General features: G+C 35.6%; 14 protein-coding genes. All 14 read left to right on the top strand.

Annotated features, from left to right (window positions below; translation table 11 throughout):
* The first annotated feature begins 621 nt into the window (after positions 1–621).
* Positions 622–1,530 (top strand): helix-turn-helix domain-containing protein, encoded by a 909-nt coding sequence (locus N2201_00585; protein MCX7784720.1) that lies wholly within the window; start codon positions 622–624, stop codon positions 1,528–1,530.
* A 149-nt stretch (positions 1,531–1,679) separates the two neighbouring features.
* Positions 1,680–2,969 (top strand): 6-bladed beta-propeller, encoded by a 1,290-nt coding sequence (locus N2201_00580; GenBank protein ID MCX7784719.1) that lies wholly within the window; start codon positions 1,680–1,682, stop codon positions 2,967–2,969.
* A gap of 58 nt (positions 2,970–3,027) precedes the next feature.
* The gene (locus tag N2201_00575) at positions 3,028–3,978 is read left to right on the top strand and encodes a PorV/PorQ family protein (GenBank protein MCX7784718.1); all 951 of its coding nucleotides are present in this window, start codon (positions 3,028–3,030) and stop codon (positions 3,976–3,978) included.
* A gap of 119 nt (positions 3,979–4,097) precedes the next feature.
* Positions 4,098–4,565 (top strand): hypothetical protein, encoded by a 468-nt coding sequence (locus N2201_00570; protein ID MCX7784717.1) that lies wholly within the window; start codon positions 4,098–4,100, stop codon positions 4,563–4,565.
* Between the two features lie 187 nt (positions 4,566–4,752).
* Positions 4,753–6,735 carry a peptidyl-prolyl cis-trans isomerase gene (locus N2201_00565; protein ID MCX7784716.1) on the top strand — a complete coding sequence of 661 codons (1,983 nt, stop codon included), beginning with the start codon at positions 4,753–4,755 and terminating at the stop codon, positions 6,733–6,735.
* A gap of 153 nt (positions 6,736–6,888) precedes the next feature.
* On the top strand, positions 6,889–7,902 hold the full coding sequence (galT, locus tag N2201_00560) for a galactose-1-phosphate uridylyltransferase (protein MCX7784715.1): 1,014 nt from the start codon (positions 6,889–6,891) through the stop codon (positions 7,900–7,902).
* Between the two features lie 358 nt (positions 7,903–8,260).
* Positions 8,261–9,715 carry a glycogen synthase GlgA gene (gene glgA, locus N2201_00555; protein MCX7784714.1) on the top strand — a complete coding sequence of 485 codons (1,455 nt, stop codon included), beginning with the start codon at positions 8,261–8,263 and terminating at the stop codon, positions 9,713–9,715.
* A 282-nt stretch (positions 9,716–9,997) separates the two neighbouring features.
* A complete protein-coding gene (gene thrS, locus N2201_00550) occupies positions 9,998–11,896 on the top strand; it encodes a threonine--tRNA ligase (GenBank protein MCX7784713.1) in 1,899 nt (632 codons plus the stop codon).
* 157 nt (positions 11,897–12,053) lie between these two features.
* A complete protein-coding gene (infC, locus tag N2201_00545; protein MCX7784712.1) occupies positions 12,054–12,560 on the top strand; it encodes a translation initiation factor IF-3 in 507 nt (168 codons plus the stop codon).
* 57 nt (positions 12,561–12,617) lie between these two features.
* Positions 12,618–12,812, top strand: coding sequence for a 50S ribosomal protein L35 (rpmI, locus tag N2201_00540; GenBank protein MCX7784711.1), 195 nt, complete (start codon positions 12,618–12,620; stop codon positions 12,810–12,812).
* A 113-nt stretch (positions 12,813–12,925) separates the two neighbouring features.
* Complete coding sequence (gene rplT, locus N2201_00535) at positions 12,926–13,297, top strand: 50S ribosomal protein L20 (GenBank protein ID MCX7784710.1); 372 nt, start codon at positions 12,926–12,928, stop codon at positions 13,295–13,297.
* A gap of 69 nt (positions 13,298–13,366) precedes the next feature.
* Positions 13,367–14,377, top strand: coding sequence for a phenylalanine--tRNA ligase subunit alpha (pheS, locus tag N2201_00530; GenBank protein MCX7784709.1), 1,011 nt, complete (start codon positions 13,367–13,369; stop codon positions 14,375–14,377).
* Positions 14,378–14,417: 40 nt separating this feature from the next.
* Positions 14,418–15,611: a 2,3-bisphosphoglycerate-independent phosphoglycerate mutase gene (locus N2201_00525; protein ID MCX7784708.1), complete on the top strand. Its 1,194-nt coding sequence runs from the start codon at positions 14,418–14,420 to the stop codon at positions 15,609–15,611.
* 130 nt (positions 15,612–15,741) lie between these two features.
* The gene (purH, locus tag N2201_00520) at positions 15,742–17,247 is read left to right on the top strand and encodes a bifunctional phosphoribosylaminoimidazolecarboxamide formyltransferase/IMP cyclohydrolase (protein MCX7784707.1); all 1,506 of its coding nucleotides are present in this window, start codon (positions 15,742–15,744) and stop codon (positions 17,245–17,247) included.
* Positions 17,248–17,342: the final 95 nt, after the last annotated feature.

Below are 17,342 nucleotides of genomic sequence, written 5' to 3'. Positions count from 1 at the left end.
TACAAAAAATTTGATTATTTCTCCATTTTTATAGTCGTTATATCATCCAACTGGAGAAGTTGAGAAAGGTAGGTTGTTTATTATATTAGTTATATCATCCAACTGGAGAGGCTGAGAGAGGTAAGTTGTTTGTTACGGAATCTAATAGACAGTTGGGTTGACAATTTATCGGATAATTACGGTAATTATCTAAAAGACAATAAATTAGATTATCCAGGGGATGCACAGGAATTAAGATAGGGATTTATCGATAAGATGTTGACGGGCTTGCCGAGGGGATGGTTAATTGGACTACCGATTAAATTATCGATTAGGTCAAGTGTGCCCCTTGAAATTTGTCTTGAGAGACGAAAGGCACTAAAAAGAAAGATGGTGAGTGTTGGTGCTTCTGTTCGAGAAGACAGTTTAAATTCTTACAAGGATTGAAAATGGATGGACATTTGAAAAATGAAAAGTTTTGACTGCCGAATATTTGTCTATTGAAATCAAGTTAGCAGAACAGTCTGTAATAAAGGTAGCCTCAAGAATTTTGGGTAAATTCTTTTTTCTTCCATAGACAATCTTGACTTTTAGATAAAAATCAAGCATTATTATTCTACAAATAAATTGGAAGATAAAAATATGCCCGAAGAGATTTTTATTTTTACTAAAGAGATGGCAGAACTCTTAAAGAAGATGCGATTGCGGGCTCATCTCTCGCAACAGCAAGTAGCGGTTCGTTTAGGTTTATCGCCAAAATCCGGAAAGAAATATATATCGTCATTGGAACGGGGTGAAATTAGAAATCCCACTATTGGCACAGTCCTCCGTTATCTTAAAGTTTGCGGTGTATCCTGGTCAGAATTTTTTTCGGATTTGTCAGCAATCGACTCTGGAATGAGAATGGAAAAGCCTTTATCCGGGTCAGAACTTAAACTAAAATTATCCTATGATATTACAAAATATACTCCCGCATTAAAGCACTTTCCTTATCATAAATACAAATATGTCGACTTAATTCGATTAAAAAAGACGATTGATGATAAAATCTTAGAACTATTGGAAAAAAGCAAAGTCGAAAAGGAATTGATTCCCTATTATATGCTATTTGCCGATGAGTTCTTTTCTTCTTTAGAGGAAAAATTGTTAAGGGCAGAGTTAAAGCCTTCGATACTATTAAATATCAAACGAACTGTCCAGAAAATTCTCAATGCCGAACGCAAACGTATTATGACAAAACCTTTAAGCAAAGGAAAACGAGAACAGATGGCAATTGGATTTACCGAAACACAGGTTGCAATTGAACCAATCTTAAATGATGTGCGAAAACAATTAAATGAAATTGCACCTGACATTACCTGGATTATGCTCTATGAAGATTTTGCCCAAGAGATATGTCTTGCCTTAAATAAATATAATAAAAATGACGAACTTTTAGAAAATGAGTTGAATGAAATTATTAAGAGATGGGTTAAAAGGGGACTAAAGGAAATTGATTTGCAAAAGGTTAAAGATGCTACGATTAAGGCGTTTAATATTGCAAAAAGTTAATTATGCAATAGAGCGCAATGACAAAGATTTTCTTTTATTTAATTTGCTTGCGGGAACAGTATTGGAAGAATTTTATTCACGCTGATGGCAGAAGTTATTTTATTGGAAATTATTCTTTTAGGACGATTTAGTAGTACTAATTTTATTATATGCGACTAATGGTATTGATACTTCTGCTTACTACGAGTCAAGGCACAACATTTTTGGTTCCGCCTTTTGAGCACACGATGGGTTTTAATCGGATAACAAAATTTCATATGGAATTCTATTTGGGTGGTGAATTTAAACTTTCTGACCCGCAAGGGATTACAGGCGCCAAAATGGATGAAGAGAATGACCCGCAAACATCCAGTGATGACCGAATCTTAACCCTTTTCGCAGTCAATTCTGGCACTGCGCAAATTATCTATAATGTAAAATTGAGCAAAATCAAAGTTTATGGTGGATTTGGTAAGGGAAAAGGTGAGTTTAATTCACCTACCGGTATTGTTTGTAATTCCCAAGGTGAAGTTTATATAGCGGATACTGGTAACGACCGGATTGTGAAATTAAGATATGTTAAAGGCGCTTTACATTTTGAGTGTATCTTTGCGGAGTCAATCAGTGCACCAAGAGGAGTTGCTTTAGATGTTGACGGTAATCTATATGTTACGGATACAGAAAACTCACAAATCGTTATCTTTAATAAAAAGGGCGAAGTAATTAACAGATGGATTAGTAACTTAAACCATCCAACCGCAATATCAATTATTGACAAAAACGAAATTTACAATTATTATAAAGAGGACTTTGTAATTGTTGTTGATAACGAAAACAAAAGAATTCAGAAGTTTAACCGAAATGGACAATTAATAGCCAGTACGAATGCTTATATGATAGGATTATCGAATGCGGAATTTAATAGTTGTGCGCTTGATTATAATGCTAATATTTATGTTACAGATATGTTGAACAATCAGATTCACAAATTCGACCGGTCGTTGAATTATATTACTTCTATTGGACAAACTGGTTCTGGACCGTTAAAATTTATTTCACCCCGAGGTATCTTTATTTGGAAACGGTTTGGCCAAGTTTTTATTACTGATGCGGATGGTGGGTACTATTACTGGCTTGGCGTTGATGGCTCGGTGCTTGGTTGTTATCCTCAAGTTATGACTGAACTTCATAAAGGAACGACCATTGCTTTATTTTTGACCGAATTAGCACAACTTAAAATCGATATTTATGATAATGCAGATAACTTAGTGAGGACTCTAATTCCAGAATATTTTAGCCAACCTGGTGAAGTGTTGATTGTTTGGGATGGTAGAAATAATAATAATCAAGAAGTAAGACCGGGCGAATATGATATTAGGATAAACATCTATCCAACTTATGGTTTGGCAAGAAGAAATTTTGTGAAACAACTAAAAACCAAAGTTAAGAAGAGTGCTTAATGTGTTATCTTTATAAGTTTTGAAATAGAATATGCCATTGAGATATTTTGATTATACTGTGCAAAAATTAAAACAAAACTCTTTTTACTGGTCATGGATTGGTTTAGTACTTTTTGTGCTACTTGGTAATTGTAGTTTGGCAACTCATTATGCTGGTGATTTTCAGTCATTTGGTGCTTCAGCCCGGGCTTTAGGGTTAGGCGGTGCTTATGTGGCGTGTGTTAACGATGCTTCGGCAATTTATTACAATCCATCCTGCGGCGTTTTGTTAGATTCGCGACAAATTCTTTTTCTCCATTCAAAGATTTTCAGCGGAATTATCCAACATAATTTTCTCTCATTTATTGCTTCTCAGTCTCGTAATCAAGCATTTGGTGGAGCAGTTTTGTTTAACCGAATCCCTGACATTAAAATCACGAAGTTACCAGATGCTAATCAACCACCCAGTGAATACAATCGACCAGAGATTGACCGGACAATTAATGCTGCAGATTGGACATTCTATCTTAATTATGCTCGGATGATAATTAATAACTTTCATCTGGGAACGAATTTTAAGTTCTTTTATCGCAACTTAGGAATTGGGACAGGTTGGGGAATTGGATTAGACTTCGGGGCGACGAGACTTTTACCGCAAGAATGGCAATTAGGATTACGCATCACAGATATAACGCATTCACTGATATTCTGGAATAATAAGACTCGCGAAATAATCGTTCCTCATTTAGCATTTGGTTTCAGTAAGACTTTTAACTTAAATAATTCCAACATATTACTGAGTTCGGAATTAGAAGGCGATATGGATAAACTCAATTTTAATACTAATCTGGGTGCGGAATATGTCTATAAAAATACTTTGGCATTTCGCCTGGGATTTTATCACCAAAACTTCACAGTCGGTTTAGGCCTGAATTATAAGAAGATTTTTGTTGATTACGCTTATGTTAAAGAATATTATCAAGAAGATTTGGGCGCAAGTCAAAAATTCAGTGGAGGTATTAGATTCTAAAGAGCGAGATTTCACGAAAACTGGTTCATCTTATTGCCCTCTTAATACCTATTCTCTACTATTTCTTGCCCCGCAAAATAAGTATCATAACATTAGCATTGGTAACCTTAATTTTTATTATGATTGATTATATCCGTTTACATATCGGCTCAATCAAAAAGATGTTTCTCCTTTTGTTTGGCCAACTGCTACGGAGAAGCGAATTACATTCTTTAACCGGTGGTAGTTATTTGTTGTTAGCCTCTTTGGTTGCGATATTAATATTTCCTGATCCCGGTGTCTATATGGCGGCAATCTCATTTTTAGTTATCGGTGATACCGTTGCAGCATTATTCGGTCTTAGATTTGGTAAAACGCGATTATTTCGAAAGACCGTGGCCGGCACTTTGGCTTGTTTGGTAAGTTGTCTTTTGATTGCTTATATCTTATCACGATTACCTTATAAGAATTTATCGCTACCGGTCGGAATTATCGGTGCTTTTACTGCAACCTTAGTCGAAGCATTGCCCGTCGAAGTCAATGATAATGTTGTTATACCAATCTTATCCGGTGCGGTAATGCAAATAAGCGCATTACTTTTAAGATGAACACCTTGATAATACTACTTTGTAGTCACTCTGAACTAACAAGCAGTATTAATAGAGATATTGTCAATTTTTGTAGGAATTCTGGTAAATTAAAGATAAGCATATTAAACATAAGTATCAACTTTTTAAAAGATGATTATTCTAATTCATTAAGACTCTTAAGTATGAGTTAGAAAGGAGTCATAGTATGAAGCATCTCTTAATAGCAATTATGCTTATATTATCTTTTGTTACATATAGTTTTAGCGCAAAACAAACAACTAAACTTGACGAAATCTATATCTTATACGGTAAAGGCGACTTTTATACTGCTGAACGAAATCTATTAACCTATTACGCTAATACTTCAAATCAGCAACTTCAGTATCAGTATGCTTTAGAATTAGGTGACCTTTATTTTGATAAACTTAACCAACTAACCAAAGCCGAAAGTATTTACTTATCAATCATTGAGAAGTTTCCAAAACACAAAGGGTTGGGTGATATTTATTATCGGCTGGGTTTGGTTTACGAAAAGCAAAATCGCTATTTAGAATCAGCGCAGATGTATGAACAAGTTGCCATTAAATACCGAAAATCAACTTATGCCCAGGACGCCTTAGATGCCATTGAGCGGTGTTTTAAGAAAAATTATCAAGAAATAGTTGCCAAAATCGATGGCTATCCGATTACTCGAGTGGAATTTGATGAACGGGTTAGCCGAAATCCCGGTCGTTATGAAAAATTTGAAGATAAAGAACAATTGCTTAACGAGATGATTGATGAGCATCTGTTGTATCTTAAAGCGCTTAATAATGGATTAGACCAGGCACAAGATTTCGTGAAACGGATGTCAGATTTTCGAAATGGAGCAATCTTTCAGTTATGGTATCAGAATGAGATTGTTAATAAAATTGTAATTAAAGAAAGTGACAAAAAAGCATTTTATAAAAAACATCGGTCTGAATTTATTACTCCAGAACAAGTTCGAGCGCGGGAAATATTAGTTCAGACCAAAAGCCAAGCCGATTCTATTTACATGATGCTTACCACACAGAAATTGCCTTTTGACTCTGTGGCTCAAGAAATCTCATTATCGCCAACCAAGAGTAATGGTGGAGATTTGGGATATTTCCGGCGCAACACATATCCCAAAGAAATTGATGATTTTGCCTTTAAGGCAAAAATTGGTGAGATAAGCCAACCAATCTATTCTGAAACTAAAGCTGGCTATGTAATACTAAAGATTGAGGATAAAAAACCGCAAAAAATTAGAACTTATAAAGAAGTGTCCGCAGAGATTGAAGGACGATTAAGAAGTCAAAAACTTGATGAAACCTATCGGAATTTTACCGAAAATCTTAAAAAAAACCATCAGATTATAATTGATGAACAAGCAATTAAAGACAACCGCGATACTTTTGCCTTAATTGACGATAAACCAATCTTAAAACAGGATATCGATGAACAGATTGCCAAAATTCCGCCGTTTTATCGGTCTGATTTTGAAACTCCTGAAGGCAAAAGACGAATGTTAGACCAATTAATATTAGAAAGAGCGCTTTTGACCTATTTTGAAAAACAGAAGTTTTGGTTGCGCAATAATGTCTTTGCGCCAGTGGAGGAGACTAAGCGAAGTATGCTGATAAGAGATGTGCGTAAACAAGAAGTTACCGATAAAATTATCGTCACAGACCAAGAACTAAAAGATGATTACAAAAAGACGATTAAAGATTATCAGGTTCCCAAACAAGTTCGCGCCCGAGAGATAACGGTTAAAGATGAAACTACAGCAATCAGACTGAGAAAACTCATCATTGATAATAAAGCAAGTTTTGATTCTATTGCCCGCAATTTCTCTATTGCACCGACAAAATGGAATGGTGGCGATATGGGATTTTTCTCCCAAGGCACCAAGCCGAAAGAAATTGAGAATGTCGCCTTCAAACTATCACCAGGACGCATCAGTCAACCAATAAAAATTAATGACACAACTTATACAATAATCAAGGTTGAAGAAGTTAAGTCGGCTTACACTCGACCATTCGAGGAAGTTAAACAAAAAATCGAACGAAAACTTCGGCAACAGAAAGAAGACTTTACATATAGAAATTTTATCGCCGAATTGCGAAAAAATTATACAATCGAAAGGTTTTTAGTTGAAGAACCTATAGAAAAAGAAGAAAAATAGCATAAAATCTTTCTTTTGATGAAATTTAAGAGAATACTAAAAAATCACAAAGAAGCGAAAGCACATTTTACTATTAGGAATTTATTACCCATTAGTAGAGGAGTTTGTGCTTTCATGCTTAAAAAGATTTATTCAGAGGTTTCATAATATCTTATGCCCGAATTAAGAAAAGACCCGGTAGTTGGTCGATGGATTATAATTGCTTCAGAACGTGCTGCTCGGCCTTCGGATTATCAGCCTAATCGCGAGCCGATCAAAGAAAATAGCATATGTCCTTTCTGTCCGGGAAATGAAGATAAGACGCCACCAGAAATATTTGCCATACGAGAAAGTGGAACCTCAGCCAATGCCCCTGGCTGGAGAGTTAGAGTGATTCCTAATAAATTTCCCGCACTTATTATCCAGAACCCGTTAAAACGACAAGGCGAAGGAATCTATGACCGAATGGCAGGAGTTGGTGCTCATGAAGTAATCATTGAAACTCCAGAACATTCATTGAGTTTGGATAATTTTGATGATAAGGCAATTGCTGATTTTATCTTTGCATATAAAGCCCGAGTAATCGATTTAGCCAATGATAAACGATTTCGTTATATTATGATTTTCAAAAATCACGGTGCCTCAGCCGGGGCTTCTTTGAGCCATCCTCATTCTCAATTAATCGCGATGCCGATTATTCCGAAACATGTCAAAGAAGAAATCGATGGTGCACGTCAATATTTTGATTTTAAGGAACGGTGTATTTTTTGTGATATTATTAAACAAGAATTAGAAGATGACAAACGGGTTGTGAGAGAAACTAATGATTTTATCTCATTTGAACCTTTTGCGGCGCGATTTCCCTTTGAAACCTGGATTATTTCCAAACGCCATTTTACATCATTCTTTGATTTAAATGATAATGAAGTCTATGACTTGAGCATCGTTCTCAAAGACCTGGTAACGAGAATTAATAAAGTTTTATCTTCACCTGACTATAATTTCTTTATCCATACCGCACCATTGGATTCGCCTTGCCTGGAACATTATCATTTTCACATTGAATTTATTCCCAAACTTACTAAAATTGCTGGGTTTGAAGTTGGCAGTGGATTTTACATTAATACGACACCACCCGAAGATGCCGCGCGATACTTAAAAGAATGTGAATCTAAAACTAATTGTTAAGTTTAAGCAGTGCCTGATACGGATAAAAAGTTAAATATAAATTGTCTTTTGATACATTAAGATATCTTATAAGGACCGCTATGTCTAATTTATTTGTATCAGAGTGTTAGATTTAAACAGTGTTGTAAAACAAATAAAAAGTTAAAATATGACAATATCTTAATACGGAAAAAGATGAGAAAATCTTATATGACAACATAATATAATTTATTTGTATCAAGGTGTTAAGTTTAAACAATAATCTGACACAGATAAAAAGTTAAAAGATGAGTTATCTTTTGATACCGAAAAAGTTGAGGTATCTTTTGAGGCTGTATAAATAATTACTATGTTTAAGTGATATTTATGGAAATAGAAGATGATTATATCTTTTGTTGCTTCAGAAGTGGCGCCATTTTCTAAGACCGGCGGTTTGGCTGATGTCATTGGTGCTTTACCTAAGGTTCTTTGTCAAATTCAAAACAATCTTCAGATAATTGTCTTTTCGCCATATTATCAGATGGTTAGAAATTATGAGATGCAAAAAATTGGACAGGTTCTGTCGGTTAATCTTGGTAATGAAAATAAACAGATACATCTTTATACTAAATCTGATGCCGATAAAGAGGCAAACAATCAACTCAAATTTATTTTTATCGGCTGTGACGATTTTTTTGACCGGCCATTCCTTTATGGCGATGAAAAAGGAGATTATCCAGATAATGCACAGCGCTTTATTCTTTTTTCCAAATCGGTATTAGTTGCGCTTCATAGTTTACAAATAAAACCAGATATAGTTCACTGTCATGACTGGCAATCAAGTTTAATTCCTTTATTGCTTAAAAGAACAGTTCACGCTCAGCAGTTTCCATCAACAAAATCAGTTTTTACGATTCATAATCTTGGTTATCAAGGGATTTTCTCTGCCGAGGTTTTTACATTGTTGGATGTTCCTGATGATGTGTTTTCACCCCAAGGTATCGAATATTATGGCAAAGTTAATTTTCTCAAAGCAGGTATTGTATATTCTGACTTCATCACTACGGTTAGTCCGACATATGGAGAAGAAATTCAAAAACCGGAAAAAGGATTCGGTCTCGATGGTGTATTACGAGAACGTCGCGATAAATTGCTTGGTATTCTTAATGGTATTGATTACGAGGTCTGGGACCCGCGTTCGGATAAGATGATTAACCCTAATTTCGATATAACCAATCTGACGCGCAAGACGGAAATAAAGCAAAAATTATATACAGAACTAAACTTAAAAAATCCTTCTGCTCCGTTAGCTGGAGTCATTACTCGTTTGGCCCAACAGAAAGGAATTGATTTAATTATTTCCACAATTGAACCAATGATTAATCTTGGTGTCAATATTATAATCTTAGGTAAAGGTGATAAACAATACGAGAAAAACCTTTTAGAACTCAAAACCAAGTTTCCGGACCATTTAAGTGTCATTTTAGCATTTGATGAACAGTTGGCACATAGAATTTATGCTGGGTCTGATTTCTTCTTGATTCCGTCTCAATACGAGCCGTGCGGATTAACCCAAATGATTGCGCTACGATATGGTGCAATTCCGATTGCTTTCAAAACCGGTGGCTTAAAAGATACAATTAGAGATATTAGCGAAAATCCAGAAAATGGCAACGGTTTTTTGTTCAGTGAATATAATATCAAAGCATTCTTAGATAAAATCAATCAGGCACTGACTTTGTTTCGAAATAAAAGAAAATGGTATAAGATAGTTCGACAAGGAATGCAAGAGGATTTTTCCTGGACAAAATCGGCTAAAGAGTATTTAAATTTATATCAAAAATTAATTAGTTAACAATTAATTAGTTAACCGACCAAAGAAACGCTCCAGTTGAAAACTTGCTTGTGAAACACAAAGATGCGGAGAATCTTTCGATATCTCTTTATTAAAAACAACCGAGAGCAAAACAGATGGAGTTTGTGGAAGTTTTATATTACTGCTAAAATTTGCTGTTGACATTTTAAGAAATTATTATTATTATGATGTTCATTATATAAATGTTTTTAAGAAAGCAAGAAATCGTGGCAAATTTTCTTTTATTTTTAGACTTAAGCGCCTTAATTCGTGATATGAAATATGATTAAAGCGAAAATTGGCAATAAAATATTATCCTTAAATACGGAAAAGACGGTTGCGGACATACTGGCGGATCCGAAAGCATTGGCCGCAAAAGTTGACGGTAAAATTGTTGATTTATCCTATAAACTTGAAGCGGATTGCGAAGTTAGTCCAATCTATTTTGATTCTCCCGAAGGTAAAGAAATTTTCTGGCATTCTTCTGCGCATCTTCTGGCTCATGCAGTTAAGTTGTTATATCCAGATGTAAAATTAGCGATAGGTCCGGCAATTGAACAGGGTTTCTATTATGATTTTGACGCCCAGTTTACTTTTACGGATGAAGATTTATTAAAGATTGAACATAAGATGCGTGAACTGGTTGAGAAGCATCTTGTTATAAAACACAACTTTCTCTCGCGACAAGAAGCGATAGAATATTTCCAAGAACATAAGGAACCTTATAAACTTGAAATCATCAGTGAGATTACCGATGAGCAGATTTCAGTTTATGACCAGAATGGTTTTCGAGATTTATGCTTAGGTCCTCATCTTCCGAATACAAGATTTATTCAAGCATTTAAGTTGTTATCAGTTGCTGGTGCTTATTGGAAAGGCGATGAACATAACCCAATGCTTCAACGGATTTATGGCATTTCGTTTCCTACTCAAGAAGAACTTGATGTCTATTTGAAAAAATTGGAAGATGCAAAACTACGAGACCATCGAAAATTAGGTCCTCAATTGGGTTATTTCTTATTTTCGGAGGAACTCGGTCCGGGTTTGATGTTATGGCAACCCAAAGGCGGTATGCTCCGCAGAATTATTGAAGAATATTGGATTGACTTACATCAGAAATCCGGTTATCAAATAATCTATACGCCACATATTGCTCGGGGACATCTTTGGGAGAAATCAGGACATTTTTCTTATTACAAGGAAAATATGTTTACGCTTATGGTGGAAAAAGAAGAATACGCCTTAAAACCAATGAACTGCCCAGGTCATATTTTGATTTATCAGTCCCAGGTTCGCAGTTATCGTGATTTACCGATTCGTTATGCTGAATTGGGGACAGTTTATCGCAATGAACGCTCGGGTGTAATGCATGGTGCTTTACGAGTAAGAGGTTTTACGCAAGATGATGCCCATATTTTTTGCACACCAGAACAGATTGAAGATGAGATTTATTCAACTCTACAACTCGCCTTAAAAATTATGGGAGATTTTGGATTTAAGGATTTTCATATTGATTTATCTTTACGTGACCCCAAGCATATTGAAAAATATGTTGGCACTGATGAACAATGGCGAATGGCAGAGCAGGCTTTGATAAAAGCCTTGAATAAATCTGGTCTTGGTTACACTAAAAAGGAAGGCGAAGCAACTTTCTATGCACCTAAAATTGATATAAAATTACTGGACAGTTTGGGTCGGGAATGGCAATGTCCCACCATCCAATTCGATTTTAATCTGCCATCGAGATTTAATATATATTTTATGGGCGCAGATGGTCGTCATCACACACCTTTTATGATTCATCGGGCAATTTTAGGTGCATTAGAACGCTTTTTAGGAATTTTAATTGAACATTATGCCGGTGCATTACCAGTATGGCTTAGTCCTTACCAAGTTTCTGTTCTGACCATTACGGAAAAAGAGATTGATTATGCTCAAGAAGTTGTTCGGCAACTGAAAGAACATAATATTAGAGTTATTAGTAATTATCAAAATGAAAAAATAAGTTATAAAATTGGTGAAGCGGAACGCGAAAAAATACCGTATATCCTAATTATCGGTAAACGGGAAGTTGAAAATAATACGGTCTCCTTAAGAAAAAGACATCAAGGCGATTTAGGTAGCAGTAATTTGGAGAATATTATTCAACAAATTAAACAAGATGTGCAAATGAAAAGATGATATTAGCCATTAGCAATCTATTATTATCATTATATCATTTGCTCCAGAAAGGTTTACCATCAGATAAAAGCAGGTTTGATACAGATAAATTAGCTATTAGCGATACGCTATTAGCCATTTGCAATTTATCATAGTGAGGTGAATTATTAGAGAAAATATACCAAGAGCCAATGAAAAAATCCGCGCCCATTTTGTTCGCGTAATTGGGGCTGACAAAAAGATGATAGGCATATTACCCCTACAGGAAGCTTTACGCCTGGCTCGAGCCCAAGGATTAGATTTAGTTGAACTATCACCTAATGCCGAACCGCCAGTTTGTGGGATAATGGATTTGGGAAAATACTTGTATGAATTAAAAACCAAAGCAAAAGCAGTCAAGAAAAAACAACATACGGCTACTGTCCGCGAAATGAGATTTTCAATGAAAATTAATGAAAATGATTATCAAGTCAAATTGAAAAAAATCAAAGAATTTCTTGCCGAACGAAACCGAGTACGGGTCTTACTACCTTTACGCGGTCGAGAAGTGCTACACAAGAATTTAGCAATGAATGTGATTCAACGGTTAATTGATGATTTGAAAGATTGTGCTACAACTGAAGGTGCGCCAAAAGTATCAGGTGAAGGACGACAAATTATTCAAGTAATGCTGATACCAAAATGAAAATAAGAGAACACTCTATAAATCTTATAAATTTAGAATCTTGATTAGGAGAAAAAAATGAAATTAAAAACTTTAAGTTCATTGAAAAAAAGAGTGAAAATTACTGCTCAAGGCAAAATAAGTCGACGCAAAGCCGGCAAAAGCCATTTATTAAGTTCAAAATCAAGAAAAAGAAAACGAATGCTTTCCCACGCATCGATAGTTGATAAATCCTACGAAAAGAAAATGAAACGACTACTTCCTTATGCCTAAAATTAAATTCGATTTCTGTGGAAATAGTACGAAATTCAACAAGAATTCAAAATTAATAAATATTTTTAACAAGGTCGTAACGACCAAAGTCAATACGACCAGGGAGTAAAATTATGCCAAGAGTAACAACTGGTCCAGCAACTCGCAAGCGCAGGAAAAAATGGCTCAAACGGGCTAAGGGCTATTGGGGCGCAAAGTCAAAACTTTATAAAACCGCACGTTTGCAAGTAATGAAAGCCTTGCAATCAGCCTATCGGGAGCGTAAACGCAAAAAGAGAACTTTCCGTTCGCTTTGGATTGTTCGCATTAATGCCGCACTGAAACCACATAATCTGAGTTACAGTAAGTTCATCAACGGCTTAAAATTAGCCGGAATCGAAATGAATCGCAAAACACTCTCCGAGTTAGCCGTCCGTAGCCCAAAAGATTTTGACCAAATTGTGACTTTAGTGAAATCACGCTTGGAAAGCGAAAAGTCTTCCTAAAACTTGAAATCGGGTTTTATGGCAAAAGTGCTGAGTAGATAAATGTGACTCAGAGCGCAAAAGTTTTGTATGGATTTAGTAAAAGTTAAACAAGAAGCCGAAGAAATTCTCCAAACCATCAAGACACTTGATGAGTTAGAGCAACTCCGCATAAAATACTTAGGCCGCAAAGGCATAATTACCCTATTCTTGCGAGAACTTGGTCAGTTACCGATTCAAGAACGCCGTATCCAAGGAGAATTGGCTAATCGTATCAAACAAGAATTAATCCAATTAATTGATAATAAAAAGACAGAACTGCACATTCAAGAGGAAATCAAAAAATCTCAGAAACGCATTGATTTAACTTTACCAGGTAAAAAATCATTCTTAGGCTATAAACATCCGATTACCAAAGTAATGGAAGAAATTGTTCAGATTTTTATCGGAATGGGATTTGAAGAAAAACTTGGTCCAGAAATAGAAACCGAATGGTATAATTATACTGCCTTAAATTTTCCGGAAGAACATCCCGCAAGAGACCAGATTGCCTGTTTCTATTTGATTGAGAATTATCTTTTAAGAAGTCACACTTCGCCGGTTCAGATTCGAGTTATGGAGAAAAGTCAACCACCAATAAGAATTATTGCCCCCGGTAGAGTTTTTCGACCAGATGATTTTGATGCTTCTCATTCTCCGGTCTTTCATCAGGTCGAAGGGCTGTATGTGGATGAAAATGTTAGTATGGCAGAATTAAAAGGAACTTTAGAAAAATTCTGTCAAAAAATGTTTGGTTTAGGAGTTAAAGTCAGATTTACTCCTTCGTATTTCCCATTTACTGAACCGAGCGCTGAGGTTGCTATCTCTTGTGTAATATGTGATGGTCAAGGGTGTAAAACCTGTAAAAATACCGGTTGGCTAGAGATTCTCGGTGCCGGTATGGTGCATCCGCAAGTGTTTTCCGCAGTCGGTTACGACTCATTGAAATATTCCGGTTATGCTTTCGGTATGGGGGTGGAAAGAATCACGATGATAAAGTATCGTATTGACGATATGAGATTATTTTATGAAAATGACATTCGTTTCATTACGCAGTTTTAAGTTGGTCTTAATTTCACTTAATATAAGAAGATAATCTAATATGCAATTATTGAAGGCACTTTTATCACCAAACCAAAAGAAAATTCTATTGATTGTTATTGATGGATTGGGTGGTCTTCCCCTGCAAGATAAAACTGAACTGGAAACGGCTAAGACGCCAAATCTTGATAATTTGGCTAAAGACAGTAGTTTGGGATTGACAGTTCCTGTGGATGATGGTATTACTCCTGGTAGTGGGCCGGCTCATTTGGCTCTGTTCGGTTACGACCCGGTTAAACATCAAATTGGCCGAGGTATTTTAGAAGCACTGGGCGTGGGTTTAGAAGTTGGACCTGACGATGTATGCGTGCGAGCAAATTTTGCAACAATCCAAAATGGAATTATTGTTGACCGGCGTGCGGGTAGAATTTCTACTGAAGAAAACCAAAGAATTTGCAATAAACTGTCAGAAAAGATTAAAAAGATTGAAGATGTGGAAATCATTATTCGTCCCGGCAAAGAACATCGTTTAGTCGTAGTATTTCGTGGCAAAGATTTAAGTTCTGATTTAACTGAATCTGACCCACAGAAGGAAGGCAGACCACCAATAAAAATTTCTGCCACATCTCCTCAAGCAAGTAAAAGTGAAAGAATTGTGAATCTTTTTGTCGACCAATTAGCCAATTTGTTAAAAGATGAACCGAAAGCTAATTATATCTTATTGCGGGGGTTTGCTCAAAATCCATCTCTTGAGCCAATGAGCAGTCGCTATCCTATAAAACCAGCAGCAATCGCAACTTATCCAATGTATAAAGGCATTGCCAGTTTAGTGGGTATGAAAGTATTAGACGCAGGTGAAACTTGGGAAGCAGAGATTGAAACTTTAACGAAAAATTTTAACGAATATGATTTCTTTTATCTCCATTTTAAGGAAGTAGATATGAAAGGCGAAGACGGCGACTTTCACGGTAAGGTTAAATTGATTGAAAAATTTGATACACTTCTGCCAGCAATTCTTAAACTCAATTTTGATGTCATCACTATAACCTCAGACCATTCAACACCAGCCGTGCTTAAAGGTCATTCTTGGCATCCCAATCCGTTTTTACTTTACTCAGAATATTGTCGAAAAGATAATTGGGAAAAGTTTTCAGAAAAAAATTGTGCTAAAGGTAGTCTTGGTATCTTTCCTCAAACTAAAGTAATGCAATTATTATTAGCCCATAGTCTCAAATTGAAAAAATTTGGTGCCTAATATACTATTCACTAACCGCTTTCCGCTATCTATTAAAAAAGGAAGATTGCTATCCATAGAGCGGAGGTGCAGAAATTTCTCCAAATTGTTTCTCTGCGTGCTCTATGGTTTTGTAGTAAATTTTGTCTAAATGAAATTACAAAGAGCGATTATTAGTGTTTGGGATAAAGAAGGTATTGTTGATTTGGCACAGGTCTTGCTCGAACTTAATATTGAGATACTCGCAACAGGCAAAACTGCAGAACTATTAAAGCAAGCAAAGATTAAAGTAATAGAAGTATCGGATTACACTGGTTCACCAGAAATTTTAGAAGGACGGGTAAAAACACTACATCCGAAAATTGCCGGTGGAATCCTTTCTTATCGTAAAGATAAAGATGTTGATACGACCGGGATTGAACCAATAGATATTGTGGTCTGTAATCTCTATCCCTTTGAAGAATCACTCAAGAAAAATCTTGCGCTTAATCAGATGATTGAGATGATAGACATTGGCGGGGTGACTTTACTCCGAGCCGGAGCAAAAAATTTTGAATATGTTACAGTTATTCCTGATAAAAAATTTTATCCGATGATTATAAATGAACTCAAAGAGAAAAACTGTATTTCCTTTGAAACGAGACAATTATTAGCGCTTAAAACATTTGAAATTGTTGCCCATTATGATAGTCTAATTCAAGAATATTTTTACCATCAATTGCAATCAGTAAACTTTGCTGAGTATTATACTAAAACTTATATTAAATCTTTACCATTACGCTATGGTGAAAATCCTCATCAAAAAGCATTTTACTATCAAGACCCATTTTCTAATTTTCAGATAAAGCAAATACAAGGTAAGGAACTTTCCTATAATAATCTGTTAGATTTAGATGCAGTAATATCTATTGTGCAAGATTTTCCTAAAATAACCTGTGCGATTGTAAAACATAATAGTCCTTGTGGTGTTGCAACCCGAGATAATCCTCAAGATGCCTATCTAAAGGCATTAGAGTCAGACAATAAATCAGCATTTGGTGGCATTGTCGGCTTTAATTGTGAAGTTGATGGAGATACGGCAAAAGAGATGACAAAGATATTTTTAGAGGTTATCACTGCGCCGTCATTTACTAATCAAGCATTAACAATGCTAAAAACTAAAAAGAATTTACGAGTTGTGGAATATTCGGGCGAAATGTCTCCGATGTTAATTCGCAACTGTCTTGGTGGAATACTTTTGCAAGAAAAGGATATAATAAAAGAAGATGTAAAGAACTGGCAGGTTGTCTCGCAACGGCAACCGGCTCCACAAGAAATTGCCGATTTAGAATTTGCCTGGAAGGTGGTTAAGTTTGTTAAATCCAATGCAATTGTTTTGGCAAAAGATAAAGCAACAATTGGTATCGGCGCAGGACAAACTTCAAGAATTGATGCCGTAGAAATTGCGATTAAAAAAGCACAAGGAAAATTAACTGGCGCAGTAATGGCTTCAGACGGATTCTTTCCTTTCCGCGATTCAATTGACCTTGCTGGACATAATAAGATAAAAGCAATTATTGAACCCGGCGGGTCGATTAACGATAAAGAGGTAATTGAAGCCGCAAATGAGCATAATATTACTTTGCTCTTTACCGGCACCAGGCACTTCCGACATTAAATCAAAAATCCCAGCAATCTTTGATAATAATATTCATTATGATTTTTTTAGTGTGGACAATATCAATAGGGGTCTCCTAAGCCTAACTATAGATA

The sequence above is a fragment of the candidate division WOR-3 bacterium genome, assembly GCA_026418155.1.
Classification (GTDB): Bacteria; Hydrothermota; Tepidihabitantia; order Tepidihabitantales; family CAIPLT01; genus JAOABV01.
Note: the sequence above shows the minus strand (reverse complement) of the source record. Positions and strands in the feature narration are given on the sequence as shown.

Excerpts from the sequence above, each read along its gene's own strand:
- N2201_00565 (MCX7784716.1), top strand. The coding sequence starts at position 4,753 with ATGAAGCATCTCTTAATAGCAATTATGCTTATATTATCTTTTGTTACA.
- N2201_00525 (MCX7784708.1), top strand. The coding sequence starts at position 14,418 with ATGCAATTATTGAAGGCACTTTTATCACCAAACCAAAAGAAAATTCTA.
- galT (MCX7784715.1), top strand. The coding sequence starts at position 6,889 with ATGCCCGAATTAAGAAAAGACCCGGTAGTTGGTCGATGGATTATAATT.
- N2201_00580 (MCX7784719.1), top strand. The coding sequence starts at position 1,680 with ATGCGACTAATGGTATTGATACTTCTGCTTACTACGAGTCAAGGCACA.
- glgA (MCX7784714.1), top strand. The coding sequence starts at position 8,261 with ATGATTATATCTTTTGTTGCTTCAGAAGTGGCGCCATTTTCTAAGACC.
- rpmI (MCX7784711.1), top strand. The coding sequence starts at position 12,618 with ATGAAATTAAAAACTTTAAGTTCATTGAAAAAAAGAGTGAAAATTACT.
- purH (MCX7784707.1), top strand. The coding sequence starts at position 15,742 with ATGAAATTACAAAGAGCGATTATTAGTGTTTGGGATAAAGAAGGTATT.
- thrS (MCX7784713.1), top strand. The coding sequence starts at position 9,998 with ATGATTAAAGCGAAAATTGGCAATAAAATATTATCCTTAAATACGGAA.
- N2201_00570 (MCX7784717.1), top strand. The coding sequence starts at position 4,098 with ATGATTGATTATATCCGTTTACATATCGGCTCAATCAAAAAGATGTTT.
- rplT (MCX7784710.1), top strand. The coding sequence starts at position 12,926 with ATGCCAAGAGTAACAACTGGTCCAGCAACTCGCAAGCGCAGGAAAAAA.
- N2201_00585 (MCX7784720.1), top strand. The coding sequence starts at position 622 with ATGCCCGAAGAGATTTTTATTTTTACTAAAGAGATGGCAGAACTCTTA.
- pheS (MCX7784709.1), top strand. The coding sequence starts at position 13,367 with ATGGATTTAGTAAAAGTTAAACAAGAAGCCGAAGAAATTCTCCAAACC.